We start from the raw sequence: 20,153 nt of genomic DNA, 5'->3' as shown, positions 1-20,153 counted from the left end.
TGAATTGAATTTTAATTATTTCTAAGAGACTCTATAAGTCCTTTTTTGTTCATATAAGATCTTCCTTTGATTCCGACTCTAGAAGCTTGTTTTTGAAGCTCTTCTTTTGTCCATTCTTCATAAGGTTTCGCTTTTCCACCTTTCTTTCCTGCATCCGGCGTATTGGCAATACGAGCAGATTTTTCTTTGCTGTATCCTTTTTTTACCAACGCTTCATATTGCTCTTCATTTTTAATTCTAGGATTTGGCATGACTTTAAATTTTAATGGTTTGTATTTTTAAAATCTTATAATACAAAGTTCATCCGAAAGCGAAAGAATTTCGTTACAGAATTTTTGTTGGAAATTTCATATTTGTGGGATGGGAATTGTGAAAGGCTGGATATAAAAAAATCCCGCTCATTGTAATGGCGGGATTCTTTCGCAAAAGCTATAAAAATCAAATTATCATATTTATTCCAGTTTGCTTCTAATAGCTGACATAATCTCTTTATAATTGGAAAAATTATCAGGTGAAATTATTATGATATTATTGTCATCTAATTCCAAAATAGTAAAAGTATAACCATCTGTAAGATGACCTGATTTAGTTTGCATCCTTATTTTTTTATTTTTCAAACTAGTAATAGACGTGAAAGGAATTTTTTCTTTACGTCCAGATAGGACAAATATTCTTTCGATTTCCTGATCTGTAACGATTAGTTTGAAAACATTAATTAAATCCAATGCTGCAAAAAAGAATAATAGCAAAAACACAGACGATACTATAAAAACAGGGTTTTTACTAAGTTGTGAATATTGAGAAATACTATTTAAGCATAGATATAATGTAAAAATAAAAAGTAAAAAACCGATTCCAATTCTTACCCAAAATAACTTTCTAAATTTCGATCTGATTTCCATAAATAATTTTAATTAACTCCAATTCATATCAATTAAAACTCTATTTCCCTTAATCTTAATTTTTCCGCCATAAGCACCTTTTTTGGGATGAATCTCATATATGAAGGTGCATCTTCTTTTATCGGTTTATTATTTTTAAATCCTTTACTTTCCTGCATCCATTTTATTATCTGTGAATCAGAACAAGTAAATTCAATTATAAACAGTCTACTAAACATGCTTCCTCTTTTTCCCAATGTGTGATATTGGCATTATTTGGAAGTTTTTGCAGTTCTCCCTAACTTAAAGCTGCTTCGATAGCTTTCTCTCTAAACCAAGTGGAGAGAAAAAATTAATGCAGAGACAAAAAACTCAAAAAAAAAAGAAAATTCTTACAAAAATATAAATACTTCTCATAAATCAATAACAGTCACCTCTTTTAATTTACCCAATATCTCTAAATATCTGTATCTGCTAATATAAATATATTACAAACTTTTTCATCTAAATAATATAACAATCTTCAAAAATCCTGTAAAATTTTCTTACAGCTTCTCAATAATTTTACATCATAACATTTAAACCATACAATCATGAAAAAGTTATTATTAGCCGGAAAAGCCATTTTAGGAGCAGGATTAATTATTATATTCCTTCAATCTTGTAAAAACGAAACCAAACAAGAAGACCCAAAAGAAGTTGCAGAAGATGCAAACGAGGCTAAATTTGATTCTATAGACAGTAAAGAAGATGATTCTGAATTTTTAGTAGATCAGGCTGAAATCAATTTGGCTGAAATCGAAATAGGAAAACTGGCACAAAGTAAAAGTACCAATCCGGAAGTGAAAAAATTTGGTAAAATGCTTGTTGATGAGCATACCAAATCAGCTTCAGAGGTAAGCGCTTTAGCGAAAGCAAAAAACTTTACTTTACCAACTTCGCTAACAGAAGAAGGTCAAGAGGAATATAAAAAGCTAAACGAAAAATCAGGTGTAGATTTTGATAAAAAATTCGCAGATATGATGATCGATGGTCACGAAAAAGCAATTAATAAACTTCAAGACGCCTCTAAAAATGCGGTAGACGAAGATGTAAAAACGTGGGCATCTAACAATATTGCGGGTTTAACAGCACATCTAGAGCATGCAAAACTATTGAAGCAAAATCTGGATAAAAAGTAAAATAAATTTAATTGGTTATTTATTTTATTTTAAGCAGCGGAGTTTGAGTAGATTTTTTTCACAATTTAGTTCTAAACCCCTCAAATCTTCGCTAAAAACCCCCTTAAGAGTTGAATTGCTTAAGGGGGTTGTTTTTTGAAACTTAGTAGCTTAGCATCTTAGAGTCTAAGTATCTCTGAAATTTATTTCCCAGCTATCTTCTGCAACTGTTCCGGATATCTTGCTCCTTCAATTGTTATTTTGGAAGCTGCTTCATCAATTTCTTTAAGGTCTTGTGCTGAAAGCTGCAAATTTAGTGCACCAAGATTTTCTTCTAAGCGATGCAGTTTGGTTGTTCCTGGAATCGGAACGATCCATGGTTTTTGAGCCAGATTCCATGCCAATGCCATTTGTGCGTTTGTTACTCCTCTGTCAGCAGCCATTTTTCCTAATAAATCAACAAAAGCCTGATTTGTTTTTCTTGCTTCAGGAGCAAAACGTGGCAGTGAATTTCTAAAATCTGTACTGTCAAATCGCGTATTTTCATCAATTTTTGCGGTTAGAAAACCTCTTCCCAACGGACTGAAAGGCACAAATCCAATTCCGAGTTCTTCTAAGGTTGGGAAAATTTCTTCTTCCGGTGTTCTCCACCAAAGTGAATATTCACTCTGCAAGGCTGTAACAGGCTGAATCGCATGCGCACGACGAATACTTTCTGCGCCAGCTTCTGAAAGTCCGAAATGTTTCACTTTTCCTTCCTGAATTAAATTTTTGATAGTTCCTGCAACATCCTCGATTGGAACATTCGGATCTACACGATGTTGATAATACAAATCAATTACATCAGTATTCAATCTTTTTAATGAGCCTTCAATACTTTTTCTAATCCATTCCGGACGGCTGTCTAATCCTTTTTTAGAATCTCCTTCCAAAAAACCGAATTTAGTTGCAATTACAATTTTATCGCGAAAAGGCGCTAAAGCCTCACCCAGCAACTCTTCATTCAAAAAAGGTCCGTAACATTCTGCAGTATCAAAAAAAGTAATTCCTTTTTCATACGATGAACGCAAAAGACTGATCATTTCATTTTTGTCATGAGCAGGACCATATCCAAAACTCATTCCCATACAGCCCAGTCCCAGTGCTGAGACTTCCAGACCGCTATTTCCTAGTTTACGTGTTTGCATTTTTTTTCTTTTTTTAGGTACAAAGGTGCAAAGGGACAGAGTTGCAAAGGTTTCTTAATAAAAACCTTTGCAAGTTTAAATCCCTGTCACATTAAACCTAGTTTTAAATTCTTTTTTATTGGTTTGACAAAAGCTCAAAAATTTCTTAAAGAAAAGCCTCTGAACCTTTGTTACTTTGTCACTTTGAACCTATTTCAAAGACTCCATATCAATCACAAATCGATATTTAACGTCTCCTTTTAATAATCTTTCGTAGGCATCATTCACATCATTTACGCCAATTACTTCTACATCTGATGTAATGTTGTGCTCTGCACAGAAATCAAGCATTTCCTGAGTTTCTTTAATTCCTCCAATTAGTGAGCCTGAGAAACTTCTTCTTCCTAAAATCAAACTGAAAGAGGTTACAGGAAGCGGCTCCATCGGCGCACCAACAAGTGTAAGTGTTCCATCAACTTTTAGTAAATTTAAATAAGCATCGATATTGTGTTCAGCAGAAACGCAGTCTAAAATAAAGTTTAAACTTCTGGCATGTTTTGCCATTTGTGTTTCGTCTGTAGATAATACAACCTCATCTGCTCCAAGACGTTTGGCATCATCGGTTTTAGATAATGAAGTCGTAAAAACCACAACGTGAGCTCCCATAGCTTTTGCTATTTTGATTCCCATATGTCCAAGACCTCCAATTCCAACGATTCCTACTTTTTGACCAGGTCCTACTTTCCAGTGTTTTAATGGTGAATAAGTTGTGATTCCTGCACACAATAGTGGCGCTACAGCAGCAAGATTTAATTTGTCTGAAATGTGCAGAACGAAGCTTTCATCAACTGTAATACTCTGAGAATAACCTCCGTAAGTTTGTCCTCCTAAATGTTTGTCTGGCGAATTAAATGTCTGAATATTTCCTTCGTCACAGAACTGCTCCTGATCATTTTTACAATGTTCGCATTCTCTGCAAGAATCTACCATACAACCTACTCCTGCCAGATCGCCAACTTTGAAACCTTTTACATGTTCTCCTATTTTTGTAATACGACCCACAATTTCATGTCCGGGAACAATCGGATAAATGGTTCCATGCCATTCGTTTCTAGCTGTATGTAAGTCTGAGTGACAGATTCCGCAGTATAAAATTTCGATTTCAACATCGTGTGCCTGTACTGCTCTTCTTTGAATATCTAAGGTTTGTAAGGGTGCTTCGGCTGCTTCTGTACCAAAGGCTTTAATGCTTTTTGTTTCCATTTTTTTTTATAATTTGTTTAGTTTTTTTGTTTCAGGTTTCAGGTTTAACCGCAAAGAGCGCAAAAGTTTACGCAAAGCACGCAAGAAAATAAAACTCTGCGACTTCTCGACTTTGCGAGATTTATGCATCAAGCAAAAAAACTTAGAATCTCAGTATCTTAGAACCTTAGCAACTTTACTAGAAACTACTTAAGAGAAAATACTCTCCATCGGTTACGGGTTCCATCCAAACGCCGTGACCTTTATCTACTTCTGTAATAATGGCTACATAAGAGAATTTCTCAAACGGAGTGGCACCGTACCAGTGTTCTATACCTGGTAAAATAGTCACGACTTCATCTTTTTTAAGCATTCTCACTGCACTTCCTCTTTCCTGATAATAACCACTTCCTTCTTTTGCAATCAGCATATGCAAGCCTGCATTACTATGCCAATTACTTCTTGCGCAAGGCTCGAAAGTCACTTCCTTTACAACAGTGTTTTCTGGATGAATATCACTGGTTTGTTTTTTATAGGAAACGTCACCCGTCATATAGGTGTTCGGGACTTTTCCTTCTTCGATAACGGCTGAATAATTTGTTGACATAAATTTACTTATTTTTTGAGTTTGATTTTATTTTAAACTTATATATTATTCATTACCAAAACGTTAAGAATAAACCATTATTCTTTTTTGTATAATGTATAAATTCACTGTTTGGTTAATTTCCCTTCCAGTTGGTGTAAAATATTCTAAAAGCTGAATCTCGCTTTAGAAAATAGAGTTGTTAATTCATTTCAGAGTTTTTCATAATTTTTTCGGTTTTAGGAATTATCAGAATCAGGAAACTAAATTGGAGAAAGCTAGAAGACGCTTTATGAAGTAGTTATTTAGTCCGTTAAAAGCTGATAAATGATTAATACTGTAATTTCAGAGGCAAAATTAGGCTAACAATGCTTCTGAAAAATAACAATATTCAAACAAAAAATTATGAAATTGAAACAATTTACATACGAAGTGATTTTGGAACCGTTCCAGTAAGCCTTTTAAAATAGTTGTTAAAATAACTCGGATATTCAAATCCAAGTGAATAACCGATATCAGAAATACTCCAATCGGTATGCTGTAATAATGCTTTGGCTTCGTTTATAATTCGGTCTGTAATATGAGCTGTTGTTGGTCTTCCTGTAATTTCTTTCACAGAACGATTTAAATGATTGACATGAACGGCTAGACTTTGCGCGTAATCCTGCGGTGTCTTTAATGTTAATGGCTCATTTTTGGTTTCTATCGGAAATTGTCTTTCTAATAATTCTAGGAACAAAGAGGTAATTCTCGAAGAGGCATTTTTATGTTTGAAGAAATTCTCAGAAGGCTGCATCTTCATAGATTCGTGAATAATCAAATTGACATAACTGCGCATCAAATCGTCTTTAAAAACATAATCGGTTTCATATTCCTGAATCATTTTTTGGAATAATGAGTCTATAAAAACCTTTTGCTCAGCGTTTAAAGAAAAAATTGGCGTTCCTCCTATTTTAAACAAAGGCGATTCCTGCAAGGTTTCAGAACGGTCATTTGCTCTCAGGAATTCTTCTGTAAAAACACAGGCATAACCTTCATAAGTCTCAGAAAGCGTTTCCCAGGAATATGGAATAATCGGATTACCAAAAAACAAGATACTTCCGTCGGTTTCTATTCCACGGTCGGCGTATTGTATAAGGCTTTTACTGGTATTGATGCAGATTTTATAAAAGTCTCTTCGGCTGTAAACGGGAACTTTACTAAAATCCCCATTTATAGGATACACTTTAAATCCCTTCATTTTTAAATCTGAAGTAAAATCGCAATTCTGAGTTTCTGTCTGATTATTCATTTTGCAAAGTTATGAAAATCAAACAATATTATTTTGGTTTATTTTTGTTTCAGGTTTTAAGTTTCAGGTTTAACCGCAAGGAGCGCTAAGATTTACGCAAGGTTCGCAAGTTTTTTTTTATAGAAGAAAATGATCTCGCAAAGTCGCTAAGACGCAAAGAAATTGGAAAACTCTGCGTCTTAGCGACTTTGCGAGATTCTATTGTTCTTTTTTTGCGTGCTTTGCGTAAATCTTAGCGCTCCTTGCGGTTAAAAATTAATTCTTCAAGCTTCCGGTTCTTAATCCTTTCGCGGAAGCGGATAAAATAACTTCTTTGGCATTATCCTCTTTTTGGATAATGATTTGGGCATAACCATTAAAAAGCTTTCTTTTCCAAGGCTCTGCTGGAGTTATAATCTGAATAACTCCAGGGTCTGTATTCATAACGTCCCAGTCTTTTACTTTTAGCAAAGGCGTTGCTACTATATGAATCGTATTTTTTCCTTCTTTTAAAATCGCTGTATTAAAAGTATATTTTTGAGCATCTTCTTTACTTGGTTCTACTTTAGTTCCGTTTACAAAAACAACGGTTTCTACACCTATTTTCTTGTAGAAGAAACTTACCGTATTTTTAACCGAATTATTTTTCAATTCAAATTCCCCTCTATAAATATAACTTGACGCTTGTTTTTTGTAATCACGGTCTTTAAAAGCAGTTATCCATTCACTTTCCGGGTAATTTGATAATTGCTGAGGCAAAACCGAAGTTGTTCCTTTTTGTTCCTGAAAATTCGTTATCGAAACCAAAGCCAAATCATCTATAAACTGATCGTTTTCTAGTGAAGTTGGATTACCATTTCCTACGCCTAAAATTTTACCGCCCTTTATCGCAAATTCGATTTCATCGTTTGCGATGGGAACATGTAAGCCATTTTTATCTGTAACTTCAACTGTAACTACAGAAACATTTCCTTTTACAACATTTTCTTTATCCAAAGACAATTTTATATTTTCGGCTTTTCCTGTGGTTTTCTGAATTTCAGTCAGTACTTTTTTACCGTTTTTATAACCTACGGCTTCTAAAGTTCCCGGCGTATAATTTACTTTCCATTCTAAATGGCCGTTTTGTTCCATTTTCTTTTTTCCAAGGCTCTTTTTGTTTAGGAAAAGTTCCACTTCATCGCAATTTGAATACGCCCAGACATCAATTGCTGTGCCTTCCATTCCATTCCAGTTCCAATGCGGTAATAGATGCAAAACAGGTTCTTTTCCCCACCAGGATTTCAGATAAAAAACATTGTCTTTAGGAAAACCGCAGACATCCATCATTCCGAAATACGAAGTTACCGATGGCCAGCCATAAGGCGTTGGTTCTCCTCGATAATCAAAACCCGTCCAAATAAACATTCCGGCCAGATAAGGACGTTCCGAATAAAACTTCCAGCCTTCTTCTATACTGTAAAAAGTCGGTCTTGGCTTTTTGTCATAAGCACTTTGGTAATGTTTGGCATCGTCTGTAAAATAAATCCCTCGGGTTGCAAACGTAGAACCTTCCTCCGTTCCCATTCCGGGCTGATTTTTAAACTGATTTCTATGTGCATCAATATCTCCGTTTCCAAGATAATTATAACCCATAATTTCAACTACAGACGAAATCCCACTTTTAAATCCACTGCTAATTCCAACTGTTACTGGTCTTGTCGGATCGATACTTTTGGCAAAATTCTGCATTACATTGGTAATTCTTTCACCTACAATACCTCCTTCAATATTCCATTCTTCATTTCCAACCGACCAGCAGAAAATACTGGGATGATTTCGGTCACGTTCCATCATTCGCTGTAAATCATTTAAATGATAATCGTTAATTCCCATTAAACGGGTTTCATCAATCACCAACATTCCTAATTCGTCACAAGCTTTCAATAATTCAGGAGTCGGTGGATGATGCGAACAACGATACGCATTTGAACCCATTTCTTTGAGCTTTTTAATTCTATAATACTGAATTTCATCTGGCAATGCCGTACCAATTCCTGCATGATCTTGATGATTGTTGGTTCCTTTCAGTTTTAAAGGTTTTCCGTTAAGGAAAAAACCATTTTCAGCATCAAACTTAATGGTTCTGATTCCAAAAGTAGTTTCATAACTGTCAATTACTTTTCCATTTTGCTGAATTTGAGCAACCAAACGATATAAATTTGGAGTATCAATATCCCACAAAAGTGGATTTTTTACATTTAGTTTTGAAGTAAAAGTTGCTGTTTTATAAAATTCAGGCGCAGTAACTTTTTCAGAATTTGTCACAATCTGTTTGTTCGAACCATCAAAAATAGTTTGAATAACTTCTAACGATCCTGTAAAATTCCCTTTATTTTCCATAGAAACTTCTGCCGTTATTTCTGCATCATTATTTTTCAATTCAGAAGTGACATAAGTTCCATTTGCCTTAACATGAATCGGATTTGTTTTCTGTAAATACACATGTCTGTAAATCCCTGCTCCCTCATAAAACCAGCCTTCTTCCATAGAAGCATCGGCACGGACAACGATTGTATTTTCTCCACCATAATTGACATAAGCCGTTACATCGTATTCAAAACCGTTATAACCGCTTTGTTCTGTTCCGAGATAAAATCCATTAAAAAATACTTTGGAATTTCTAAAAACACCATCAAATTTTATGGATATAATCTTACCTAAATCACTTTCCGGAATATTGATTTTCTTTCTGTACCAGCCAATGCTTTTTTCAGGATAATTTTTACCTGCTGCCTTAAATCCATGACTAAAACTGGCGCTTTCGCTAAAAGGCTGTTCAACCGCCCAATCGTGAGGAAGATCCAATTTTCTCCATGCCCGGTCGTCAAAATCTTTTGCTGCAGGTCCATCTCCAAAACCTGTTTTGGTTAAATAAGAAAAATAGCCTGTAGCATGTCCAAAATCTTTTTCTGTATCATATAAATGTCCAAACGAAAATCGCCAGTCTTTATCAATTAAAATTAATTCTCTTTCCGATTTCTGAGCTGAAACCCAAAACGATAATAACAGAAAAAATGAAAGTAAAGTTTTTGCAACAGAAGTGGTTTTCATAAAAGCGGTTGTTAGTAAATCAAATAGCCATAAAAATAAGTTTTTTAATATAAAGAGATTAATAGTATTTTATCAAAAGCTGATAACTCATTCATAATAATGCTTCTAAACAGGCCTTTAAAATTTAGAATGAATCTAATGGCTTAAGATTCAAGAATAATTTTCTTTTGATGTAACTTTATCTTAAAATCATAAAAAAAGCAAGAATTATTATGAGTACTATTATAAACGAAAATAGACTCCACAGTAAATTTAAAACCCTGGATCATAAGATTAGCGAGCTTAATGATCAAAAGATTGTTGCTTTTTTTGAATCTTTAGGATTAACAGAAAGAAGTGATGTTGCAAAGGATTTCCTGAAATGGGAAAATATTCTGATAGTCGTTCCAAACCGACATGTATCTCATGAATTGAAATATTATAAATATGCGATTTCCAGAATTTCATTTCTAACAAATCCTTACGCAGATCAGATTCATATTTTTGATCTTAAAGAGTGGAAAAGTGCATCGGGAAACAAAACTCAATTTCAGATTAGAGAAATGCTGAAAACGAGTTTTGGCGGGGTTAAAAAACCAATCAAAGAGTCTTAAAAAGAGAAAAGCCCAATTGCAATCAATTGGGCTTTTTATTTTGGTTAAAAACTGACCATCAAAAATCTAATTTCTCTTAATCAGTTCTTTTACTCGTCCGAAAACAAAATTGGCTTTTTCATCAAAAACGACCATTTCAAAGTCTCGGGTTCCTTCAATAAAATGTCCTTCTTTTTTAGTATCCGAATAGACTTTTTCAAAATATACATCTCTTTTTTTAAGCCACTCTAATTGTTCTTTTTTCAATTTTGATTGTTCTTTGGAACTTATTTTCTCTTTCAGATTTTTATAAACCACATTTAGCAAACTATCGGATTGATTGTAATAATTTATGGAACAACCACTCATATTGTTTCCTTTATCCAAACATTTCTGATAATTCAATTTCATTTTTGAAACTGTTTCCAGTGTCTGTGAATTGGATTTAAGCGAAACCAAAACCAATACTGCTAAAAGTGTCTTTTTAATCATAATCTTAATTATTTAATTATTATTGCCGATGACAAAATACCTCTTTGAATCAACAACTGTTTATTCCAAAATACTTTTCACCATATCTTCAAGCGCTTTTCCATGAATATTTTTAGCTAATATAATGCCATTTTTATCAACCAAAAAGTTTAAAGGAACCGATTGTAACATATAATCTCCTACAACCGGAGACTGCCAGTATTTTAAGTCACTTACGTTTGTCCACGGTAATTTCCCTTTTGCAATGGCTCCAGTCCACAATGGTTTTTTGGTATCCATTGAAACTCCATAAACAGATAATTTGTCTGGATAAGCATTATGCAATTTTAGTAATAAAGGCTGTTCTTTAATACAAGGCCCACACCACGAAGCCCAAAAGTCTACTAAAACTAAGGAACCTCTTAAAGAAGAAAGTGCAACTTTTTCTCCTTTTGTATCCGGAAGGTCAATTTCTGGAGCGATGTCGCCAACATCAACACCTACAACTTGTGCTTTTGAATTGGTTATTACACAACATAAAAATGCTAAAATGAGTAGCGGTTTTTTCATAATTTAAGTTTAATTTGATTTGAGGGTAATTAAATTTTGCTATAACCGCATTGTTTGTCATTTTTCGACGAAGGAGAAATCACACTAGAAATTCCGCAAAGTATGTCGTCAATCTTTGTCGATTTACGAGTGTGATTTCTCCTTCGTCGAAATGACATAAAATGAGAATAGAATACAAAAACAAATATAAATTTTCTTTACTAAAATTCTAAGCATCTCAGCATTTTCTCTTTCCTCAATCATAAAATTATGCTAAATAAATTTCTCTTAATTGGTATATCGGGAAAAGTCGATATATTTGCACCATGGAAACAATAGAAATTTTTAAAGCTTTATCTAACAAGTCCAGACTACAAATGCTGGAATGGTTAAAAGAACCGGAAATTAATTTTCCCGGTCAGCTGGAACATGCCGGATTTGAACACGGAGTTTGTGTGGGTCAGATTCAGGCGAAGGCTGGTTTAACACAATCGACAGTTTCAGAATATCTGTCTATTTTACAACGCGCCGGTTTTATCGAAGCCAAGCGTGTGGGACAATGGACTTACTATAAACGCAACGAAGGTGCCTTTGAAGCACTTAGTAAATTAATTCAATCTAATTTGTAAAATTACTATGAGTACAAACAACCTTTTTTCTCCGTTTAACTTAAAAACGTTAAACCTGAAAAACAGAATCGTAATGGCGCCAATGACGCGCTCTTTTTCTCCTAATGGAGTTCCAACTGACGAAGTAGCCGCTTACTATCAAAAAAGAGCGGAAGGTGAAGTTGGTTTAATTTTATCTGAAGGAACTGTAATTAACAGACCTTCATCATCAAATGATGCAAATGTTCCTCATTTTTATGGCGATTTAGCTTTAAATGGCTGGAAAAAAGTGATCGAAGAAGTTCATGCAGCAGGCGGACAAATGGGACCGCAAATCTGGCATATGGGAATTATGGACAACCATCATTCAGGATGGGTTCCACCAGTTCCTTTCGAAGGTCCGTCGGGATTGAATCGTCCTGATTTCAGAAATGGTGTTGCCATGTCTGAAAAAGATATCGAAGATACTATTCTTGCATTTGGTAAAGCTGCCGCTGATGCCAAAAGATTAGGTTTTGATACAATTGAAATTCACGGTGCGCACGGTTATTTAATTGATCAATTCTTTAGAGCTGAAACCAATTTACGTGAAGATATTTACGGTGGCAAAACATTGCCGGAACGTAATCGTTTTGCTATTGAAGTAATCAAAGAAATCAGAAAACAAGTTGGAAATGATTTTGCAGTTATTATGCGTTTTTCTCAATTCAAACCTTCTGATTACAATTATAAACTGGCTAAAAATCCGCAGGAATTAGAAGCCTGGCTTACTCCTCTTGTAGATGCCGGTGTTGATATTATACACGCTTCTCAACGCAGATTCTGGGAACCTGAATTTGAAGATTCTGATTTAAACTTTGCTGGTTGGGCTAAAAAAGTAACGGGAGCACCAACAATTACAGTAGGTTCAGTTGGGCTTTCCGGTGATTTCTTCGGTGCTTTTGCGGGAGAAAGCTCTCAGCCGACTTCTTTAGAAGAATTAAACAGACGTTTCGACAGAGGCGATTTTGATTTGGTTGCCGTTGGAAGACCGCTTTTATCTGATCCGAATTGGGTGGCTAAAATCAAAGCAGGGAAAACTGATGAGCTAAAAGGCTTTAGCAAAGAAGCTTTAGGACAATTGGTTTTAGAGTAAGTTTTTTTTAAGGTACAAAGTGGCAAAGGTTCAAAGGGACAGAGGTTTTCTACTAAACTTTGCTTTTAAATACAAAAGGGATAAACTTAATTGTTTATCCCTTTTTATCTTTACGTTAATAAAAAATCAAAAGAAGTAATCATAACTTCCTAACAAGCAAACATTTTCACAGCGCTCCAAATATTTTTCAATTTCATCTTCAGAACCTATACTAGAATATTCAGCGAATATTAATAAAATTTCAAAAAACTGTTCTTCATTTTCAACAAACAGCGTATTAATATTATCTATTTCATCGGCATAAATTATATAAATATATCCCGTACTTTCGTCCAGTCCCAAATATCCACCATCAATTCCCGCTATCAATAAATATCCTTTAAGATATCTCAAAATATCATCAAAAAAAATATTCCTAACTCTAAAAAATTGTAAATCATAATTATTTATAAAATCTAACAATAATGAATCATAATGATTTTGTACTTCTTTTGGTTTGAGTATATATTCATTATTTAAAATATCTAGAGCACCATATTGACTATATCCTTCTGATAATAAATCACTTAAGGAAGGTTGTAAATTCAAAAGTCTATCTTTAAATATTTCTAAATTCATCCTGTTTTTTTTAAAATATGATAAAGACAAAATTAAGAGATTTAATGATTTTTGAAAGATTCAATAAAAAAGTTTTTGTGAGCTTCTGAAGAATGGGGTTCAGAATAATTTTAAAATTTACAATTAAAAATTTTATCTTTGCAGTCATGAAATTCTTGAACAGCATATTACGTCTTCCATTTTTCAGCACTTATTATTATGCAATACTATCTGCTCGGAAAGGCTATGCATATAATTCAACGTATTCACAACTGTAAATTAAATAGATAAATTATATAAACCTTAAAGCCCGGGCATTTTGTCCGGGCTTTTTTATTTTCAAAAAAATGGAAACAATTCAAAAACTTAAAGAAAACACTGCCATCTTTCTTCCCGAAAATGGTTTGGAAGAAAAATTAAATCAGGCTGCAAAAGAAAACAGAAAACTAATTATCAAACTGGGTTTTGATCCCACAGCGCCTGATTTGCATTTAGGACATGCTGTTGTCTTGAAAAAGCTAAAACAATTTCAGGATTTGGGGCATCAAATTGTGATTGTAGTGGGAAGTTTTACTGCACAGATTGGCGATCCAACTGGTAAAAACAAAAGCAGAAAACCATTAAATGCGAAAGAAGTAGAACACAATGCCGCAACATACATTTCGCAATTATCAAAGATTATTGATGTAGAAAAAGCGCTAATCGTTTTTAATTCTGATTGGCTTGATGCACTTTCTTTTTCTGAGATCATCCAGATTATGTCCAATGTTACGGTTGCTCAATTACTGCACAGAAATGATTTTAACAAACGTTTTACAGAAAACACGCCAATCGCCATGCACGAATTGGTTTACCCAATCCTGCAGGGATTTGATTCAGTAAAAATCAATGCTGATATTGAAATGGGTGGTACCGATCAGTTATTTAATTGCACAATGGGAAGACAATTGCAGGAAAATTTTAAAATGGCCGCACAAATTGTAATGTGTATGCCTTTGCTGAAAGGTCTTGACGGAAAAGAAAAGATGAGTAAATCGCTTCACAATACCATTGGTTTAATTGATGAGCCAAATGAAATGTTTGGCAAAACAATGTCAATTCCGGATGATCTTATTTTGGAATTTCTGGAATTAACAACCGATTTTTCATTCAAGGAGAAACTGGAAATAAAGAAAAGACTGGAACTGGAAAATCCGATGAACATTAAAAAGTTAATTGCAAAAAACATCATTACGCAATACCATGATCAAAACAGTGCAGATAAAGCCGAAGATTTTTTTGTTAATCAGTTTCAAAATAAAAATCAGGAAACGAAGTCTTTTGTTTCGGTTATGATTTCTTCTTTAAAAAATGAATCCAATCAAATTTCCTTAATTGACCTTTGTTCGTTAATTAAAAATGATATTACAAAATCGGCAAACAGACGGTTAATTGAAAGTGGTGCCGTTCAGATTAATCAGGAGAAAATTTTAAATCCGTACGAATTGATTCCACTTTTAAAAGAAACCAAAATTAAGATTGGAAAAAGGAACTTTTATGAGTTAGTTTAGGTTTTTAGGGTCAAAGTGGCAAAGTAACTGAGAAACAAAGGTTTTACTTTGGTTACGAAAAAGCAAAGGGATAAACTTACTCGCTTATCCCTTATGTTTATAAATCATCATCATCATCTGAATTTAAAAAATCGTTTGGATCAAACGGGATATCTTCATCTGGATCTTTATCATGTGCATTTACACCAGGCGGATTAAATAATCCCCAACTGTCTTTTATATAATTCCAAACATCAAAACTCGCCACCCAATCAATAAACAAAAAACGGAATTCTTCAATTGTGTTTCGCAACAGATAAATATAATCAGTATCTGTAATTCCATCCTCATAACGAAGACTTCCTGCCTGCACATATAACTCTCTCGCTGCTTTTCTAATAATTGCTGCATTTTCCATTCTAAGATCATACAAATCACCAGCTTCTGCTCCGGCAATTTTAGCAGGAATAATCATGGCATTTTCCAACATAAACCGAACTGTAGTCTCCTGTAAAAACTCATTCTCAACTGGAATAATCTGAACTAAACCTTCAGTTAACTTTAAAATCTGCTCTGCCTTTTGAAAAATGGGCATTTTGTGCGTTTCATCTAATCTTGCCATTTCTTATTTACATTTTGCGGTTTTAATTTTAGACGCACTGCGGTGCCTCTCTACATTCAATAATATGATTATTCGCTGCACAGATAAAATAGATTTAGTTCGTAAAAACGCAGATTAAAACGGATTTCATACAGATTAATTAAAAAAAATCCGTCTTAATCCGTGTCTTCGCGATAGCGAATCAGTACCATCCGTGTGCTATTTTTGAAATTAATACAGGTGAAGATAGTCATATCCAACAATATCTTTAAACTTTTCAATAATTTTCATTTAAACTTAGTCATTTTCATTTTATTATCTAAAAAACAAAGGGATGAAATTTTAAATTTCATCCCTTCCTGAATATCTATAACTAACAAAATTTAGAAATTCAATATTTTTATTGAGAAGCAAAGTTACAGAGATACAAAGGGACAAAGCATAAAAACTTTGCACCTTTGTCACTTTGTTACTTTGTACCTTATTAAGACCTTTTCTGAAACTTATTTACCAACCATTTTCTCACTGGTTCATCATATAATTTTAAACATACGAAAGCCAGTACGATACTTGCGATTAAAACTCCAATTCCTTCCAGATAACCATTTTCCATAGAAACTTTATTATCAACAACCCAAGCTGTAAACCAATAAATTAATGGATAATGTGTGATATAAATTGGATATGAAATGTCTCCTAAAGCTTTACAGATTTTTAGAGAAACTTCATTTTTAATTTCTCCTCCTGCTCCAATGGCAACAATAAGAGGAAACATAACAATAATACAGAATGATTCGTATAAACCATTCATCCAAAGGTTGTTCTCATCTCCAAATCTTGGCAAAGCCAAAACGATACTAATCAAAATACTGCAAATCCAGAAAGCATTTTTTACGTGAATTAATTTTCCTAAACGGCATAATAAAACACCGGCAAAAAACGGGTATAATAAACGTGTAAAACCAACATTCAGCTGCTCTAAATTCAGCGACCAACCACCAATTACATCTCCTTTTGGTCCAAAAACAGTATAATTGATTAACAGTCCGGCAAATATCAGTACGAAAACTGACATAACTTTATTCGAAAATTTACGAAAGATCAAGGCGTACAGGATGTTTGCAATATATTCGAAGAAAAGTGACCAGGCAGGACCATTTAAAGGATGCATTTCTCCCCAACCTCTAATTTCTAGTGAAGGCGGAATTGGTAATAATGTAAAACCAACAATCATGGTCAAAATAACTTTCCAGACAGCCATATCAGCAATCATTGGAAACAATATGTCAGATGCCTGAAAATAATAAAAAATAGCGCCTATGATCATTCCTAAAACAACCATTGGCTGTAAACGGATCAATCGACGTTTGTAAAATTCCCATTGCGTCATTTTTGCCCAGCGATCGTCATATGCGTAAGCAACAACAAATCCCGACAAAAGAAAAAAGAAATCAACGGCTAAATATCCGTGATTGATAATTTGTTTGAAACGGTTTCCTCCGGCAAAAGCTTCAAAAATATGAAAAGCAACAACTAAAATAGCTGCAACTCCGCGCAGACCATCTAAAATTTCGTAGTGCTTTTTTGGTGTAATATCAGATGAAATTGAACTCATTTATATTTAGTTTTGGTTAAGTTTTTAGTATAGTGTAAGTTTTTGGAATTAATTCTATTGATGATTTTTTAGCCATTCGGATCTTCTCTGATCTGGAAGATGTTTTACAGAGAAATTTTCGAATTTAGCTTCAAATCCTTTTCCGTCAGGAGAAGCTGCCATTAAACCAACCATAACAGGCGTATTGTCTTGCAAAGGTGCGTTTCTGGTCATGATATAGTTTTTATCATCAAAAGAATAAAATACCTCAACGGCATCTAATCGTCGTACAGCTTTAATCCAGATAAATGGCGGTGCTTTTTCTAAAGTGGTTACGCTCCAGTCGCTTTTATCATGTGTTACAACGGTACTTACATTGAATTTTCCATCAACAAACTCAACGCCTGTTTTAATGTAGTTTTTTTCGTCGATACGAATCATTAACCCCATTTGGTCAAAGCGGGCAATGTAATTTCCTGTCAATTTTACTTTAGCTTCAAATTCACCTCCGTAAGTGGCGTAATAAAAAGGAGCATCATCAACCGTAAATCCGTAATGCGAAATACGCCAATAGTCACTATTTGCAGTAACATTCATGATTAAAGCATTGTTTTTAATTTCCCATTTTTCAGGCTCATTAAACCATTGCATTTTATTGAGAGTTTGTGCGGGAATATTTTGGCACAAAAACAAACCAATTGTAAAAAATAATATTCGTTTCATTTTATTTGATTCTTAATTTATCAAAAGTAAAACTTCTACATTTTACTCCTAACCTTTAACTTTTTTAAGACAAAAGCAAAGCTGCAAATTTTTACACTTGCAGCTTTACAAACCAACCAATTTTTAGAAATAAAAACTTATTTAAGTGAGAATCCCACTTTAGATTTTATATCTGTTGATGAAGCACCAATAGCTGCTTCGAAATCACCAGGTTCTGCAACCCAGTCATGTTTTTTATCGTCAAAGAAACTCAAAGCCGTTTTATCGATTGTAAAAGTTACTGTTTTTTCTTCTCCAGCTTTAAGTGATACTTTTTCAAATCCTTTTAACTCTTTTACCGGACGTGGTAAAGAAGATTTTGCATCAGTAATATACAATTGTACTACTTCTGCTCCTTCTCTGCTTCCTGTATTTTTTACATTTACAGAAAATGTAATTTGATCACCGGCATTAATTTGTTTTTTATCAGCAGTCACTTTTCCATAAGCAAAAGTAGTGTAGCTTAAACCGTGTCCGAAAGAGAATAATGGTTTGATTTTTTGTTTGTCTGCCCAACGGTAACCTACAAAAATTCCTTCGTTGTATTTCACTTCTTCTTTACCTGGAAATTCTCCTAAAGCATGAGCTCCGTTATCTGATAATTTTACAGGGAAAGTGAAAGATAATTTTCCTGACGGATTTACATCTCCAACTAAAACATTAGCTAATGCATTTCCTGCTTCTGTACCTAAGAACCATCCTTGTACAATTCCCGGAACTTCGTTAACCCACGGCATTGCAACAGCATTTCCTGAAATATTTACAAAAACGATGTTTTTATTCACTTTTGCCAAATCAGAAATTAATTTATCCTGACCGTATGGAAGATTCAGTTCTTTACGATCGTGTCCTTCCGCATCCTGATTGTCACTTTTATTCAAACCACCAATAAAAAGAACGATATCTGCATCTTTAGCTACTTTAAGAGCTTCAGCACTTAATTCAGCCGGAGAACGTTTGTCTTCTAAACTTACTTTAGCCACAACTCCGTTATAATTACTTGTTGGATCTCCAACATAACCTCTTGCGTAAACAATTTCGGCCTGATTTCCGATTCTGCTTTTTAATCCTTCAAGTGGCGTAATTTCATATCTTGCTTTTAATGAAGAACTTCCTCCACCAACAGTCATCATTTTGATGGCGTTTTCTCCAATTACTGCAATCTTTTTTGTTTTAGAAAGATTGATTGGCAGTACATTGTTTTTGTTTTGAAGCAATACAATTCCTTCTTCAGCAATTTTACGGCCGGCCAAAGCATGTTCTTCTGTACCAAAAGATCCGAAAGGGCGATTTTTATTCATGGTAGTTAAGAAAGATAAACGCAGAACGCGACGTACTTTTTCATCTAATTCTTTTGTTCCAACTTCTCCTTTTCTGATCATTTCTGAATATGGTTTTGCTAAATAATAGTTATCATAAGCATTACTTGTTCCCCAGGAAAGACCGTTTGTCCAGGAACCAAATTCCATATCCAAACCATTAAAAATAGCTTGTTTTGTATCATGAACACCTCCCCAATCTGAAACTACAACACCTTTGAAGCCCCATTCTCCACGAAGAATATCGTTTAACAAATACTCATTATGGCAACATTGCTGTCCTTTGTATTTATTGTAAGCTCCCATAATTGCCCACACATCTCCATCCTGAACAGCCGCTTTAAAAGCAGGAAGGTAGATTTCGTACAAAGCACGATCATCAACTACCACATTTACTGTGTTACGATTTTCTTCCTGATTGTTTAAGGCAAAGTGTTTTACACAAGCTGCAACTCCGTTGGACTGAACTCCTTTAATATAAGGAACAACCATTTTTGAAGTCAAAAACGGATCTTCTCCCATATACTCGAAGTTACGTCCGTTTAATGGACTTCTGTAGATATTCACTCCAGGACCTAATAATACGTTTTTGTTACGGTAACGTGCTTCTTGTCCAATTGATTTTCCGTATAAAGAAGCTAGTTCTTTATTCCACGTTGCAGAAAGCGCTGTTAAAGCTGGAAAAGCAGTACAAGAATCATTTGTCCATCCGGCCTGATCCCATTCGTCCCATTTTACTTCGGTACGAATTCCGTGTGGTCCGTCTGTCATCCAGTTTTCAGGAATTCCCAAACGAGGTACTCCAGGAGAACTAAATTTTGACTGAGCATGAATCATAGCGATCTTTTCTGCGGTGGTCATTCGCGAAAGCGCATCTTCTACTCTTTCTTCAATTGGCTTTTTATCATCCAGATAAACTGGAACTTTGTTTTGGGCATTTAAACCCACAGAACTTAATAAAAGTAAAACAAGAACTGTTTTAACGTTTTTAAACATAATATAAATTTATTAAAGCATT

General features: G+C 34.2%; 19 protein-coding genes. 5 read left to right on the top strand and 14 right to left on the bottom strand.

What is annotated here, in order from left to right:
- Positions 1-11: 11 nt before the first annotated feature.
- Together HYN56_RS15170 and HYN56_RS15165 are read right to left on the bottom strand one after the other, a co-directional pair.
- Positions 12-251, bottom strand: a complete 240-nt coding sequence (locus HYN56_RS15170) for a DUF7218 family protein (RefSeq protein WP_109192946.1) — start codon at positions 249-251, stop codon at positions 12-14.
- Positions 252-452: 201 nt separating this feature from the next.
- Entirely contained in the window at positions 453-902 is a 450-nt protein-coding gene (locus tag HYN56_RS15165) for a hypothetical protein (RefSeq protein ID WP_109192945.1), read from the bottom strand.
- A 572-nt stretch (positions 903-1,474) separates the two neighbouring features.
- Here HYN56_RS15165 and HYN56_RS15155 point away from each other — a divergent pair.
- Positions 1,475-2,062: a DUF4142 domain-containing protein gene (locus HYN56_RS15155; protein WP_109192943.1), complete on the top strand. Its 588-nt coding sequence runs from the start codon at positions 1,475-1,477 to the stop codon at positions 2,060-2,062.
- 182 nt (positions 2,063-2,244) lie between these two features.
- Here the strand turns inward: HYN56_RS15155 and HYN56_RS15150 are convergent, their stop codons facing one another.
- The 5 genes from HYN56_RS15150 to galA all read right to left on the bottom strand — a co-directional run bounded on the left by HYN56_RS15150 (position 2,245) and on the right by galA (position 9,398).
- On the bottom strand, positions 2,245-3,228 hold the full coding sequence (locus tag HYN56_RS15150) for an aldo/keto reductase (protein WP_109192942.1): 984 nt from the start codon (positions 3,226-3,228) through the stop codon (positions 2,245-2,247).
- 189 nt (positions 3,229-3,417) lie between these two features.
- Positions 3,418-4,470 carry an NAD(P)-dependent alcohol dehydrogenase gene (locus HYN56_RS15145; RefSeq protein WP_109192941.1) on the bottom strand — a complete coding sequence of 351 codons (1,053 nt, stop codon included), beginning with the start codon at positions 4,468-4,470 and terminating at the stop codon, positions 3,418-3,420.
- Positions 4,471-4,648: 178 nt separating this feature from the next.
- Positions 4,649-5,056, bottom strand: a complete 408-nt coding sequence (locus tag HYN56_RS15140; RefSeq protein ID WP_109192940.1) for a cupin domain-containing protein — start codon at positions 5,054-5,056, stop codon at positions 4,649-4,651.
- A 400-nt stretch (positions 5,057-5,456) separates the two neighbouring features.
- Positions 5,457-6,326, bottom strand: coding sequence for a helix-turn-helix domain-containing protein (locus tag HYN56_RS15135; RefSeq protein ID WP_109192939.1), 870 nt, complete (start codon positions 6,324-6,326; stop codon positions 5,457-5,459).
- Positions 6,327-6,581: 255 nt separating this feature from the next.
- Positions 6,582-9,398, bottom strand: a complete 2,817-nt coding sequence (gene galA / locus HYN56_RS15130) for a beta-galactosidase GalA (RefSeq protein ID WP_109192938.1) — start codon at positions 9,396-9,398, stop codon at positions 6,582-6,584.
- A 212-nt stretch (positions 9,399-9,610) separates the two neighbouring features.
- Here galA and HYN56_RS15125 point away from each other — a divergent pair, with 212 nt between their 5' ends.
- Positions 9,611-9,991 carry a hypothetical protein gene (locus HYN56_RS15125; RefSeq protein WP_109192937.1) on the top strand — a complete coding sequence of 127 codons (381 nt, stop codon included), beginning with the start codon at positions 9,611-9,613 and terminating at the stop codon, positions 9,989-9,991.
- 66 nt (positions 9,992-10,057) lie between these two features.
- Here the strand turns inward: HYN56_RS15125 and HYN56_RS15120 are convergent, their stop codons facing one another.
- Positions 10,058-10,462, bottom strand: a complete 405-nt coding sequence (locus HYN56_RS15120) for a lysozyme inhibitor LprI family protein (protein ID WP_109192936.1) — start codon at positions 10,460-10,462, stop codon at positions 10,058-10,060.
- 60 nt (positions 10,463-10,522) lie between these two features.
- Positions 10,523-11,011, bottom strand: coding sequence for a TlpA family protein disulfide reductase (locus HYN56_RS15115; RefSeq protein ID WP_109192935.1), 489 nt, complete (start codon positions 11,009-11,011; stop codon positions 10,523-10,525).
- Positions 11,012-11,316: 305 nt separating this feature from the next.
- On the opposite strand from HYN56_RS15115, the gene HYN56_RS15110 reads away from it, so the two are divergent.
- Positions 11,317-11,619: an ArsR/SmtB family transcription factor gene (locus HYN56_RS15110; protein ID WP_091496855.1), complete on the top strand. Its 303-nt coding sequence runs from the start codon at positions 11,317-11,319 to the stop codon at positions 11,617-11,619.
- 7 nt (positions 11,620-11,626) lie between these two features.
- Entirely contained in the window at positions 11,627-12,733 is a 1,107-nt protein-coding gene (locus tag HYN56_RS15105; protein WP_109192934.1) for an NADH:flavin oxidoreductase, read from the top strand.
- Positions 12,734-12,859: 126 nt separating this feature from the next.
- Here HYN56_RS15105 and HYN56_RS15100 read toward each other — a convergent pair whose 3' ends face one another.
- The gene (locus HYN56_RS15100; RefSeq protein ID WP_109192933.1) at positions 12,860-13,351 is read right to left on the bottom strand and encodes a hypothetical protein; all 492 of its coding nucleotides are present in this window, start codon (positions 13,349-13,351) and stop codon (positions 12,860-12,862) included.
- A gap of 326 nt (positions 13,352-13,677) precedes the next feature.
- Between HYN56_RS15100 and tyrS the strand changes: the two genes are divergently transcribed.
- Entirely contained in the window at positions 13,678-14,880 is a 1,203-nt protein-coding gene (gene tyrS, locus HYN56_RS15095) for a tyrosine--tRNA ligase (RefSeq protein ID WP_109192932.1), read from the top strand.
- A 97-nt stretch (positions 14,881-14,977) separates the two neighbouring features.
- Here the strand turns inward: tyrS and HYN56_RS15090 are convergent, their stop codons facing one another.
- From HYN56_RS15090 to HYN56_RS15075, 4 genes are all read right to left on the bottom strand, one after another.
- Positions 14,978-15,481, bottom strand: coding sequence for a hypothetical protein (locus HYN56_RS15090; protein ID WP_109192931.1), 504 nt, complete (start codon positions 15,479-15,481; stop codon positions 14,978-14,980).
- A gap of 463 nt (positions 15,482-15,944) precedes the next feature.
- Positions 15,945-17,075: an acyltransferase family protein gene (locus HYN56_RS15085; protein WP_109192930.1), complete on the bottom strand. Its 1,131-nt coding sequence runs from the start codon at positions 17,073-17,075 to the stop codon at positions 15,945-15,947.
- 54 nt (positions 17,076-17,129) lie between these two features.
- Positions 17,130-17,777: a DUF1349 domain-containing protein gene (locus HYN56_RS15080; RefSeq protein WP_109192929.1), complete on the bottom strand. Its 648-nt coding sequence runs from the start codon at positions 17,775-17,777 to the stop codon at positions 17,130-17,132.
- Positions 17,778-17,914: 137 nt separating this feature from the next.
- A complete protein-coding gene (locus HYN56_RS15075; protein WP_109192928.1) occupies positions 17,915-20,131 on the bottom strand; it encodes a glycoside hydrolase family 3 C-terminal domain-containing protein in 2,217 nt (738 codons plus the stop codon).
- Positions 20,132-20,153: the final 22 nt, after the last annotated feature.

Origin of the sequence: Flavobacterium crocinum, from assembly GCF_003122385.1 — a bacterium.
In the GTDB taxonomy this organism is placed as follows: Bacteria; Bacteroidota; Bacteroidia; order Flavobacteriales; family Flavobacteriaceae; genus Flavobacterium; species Flavobacterium crocinum.
This window is presented reverse-complemented; position numbering and strand designations above follow the sequence as displayed.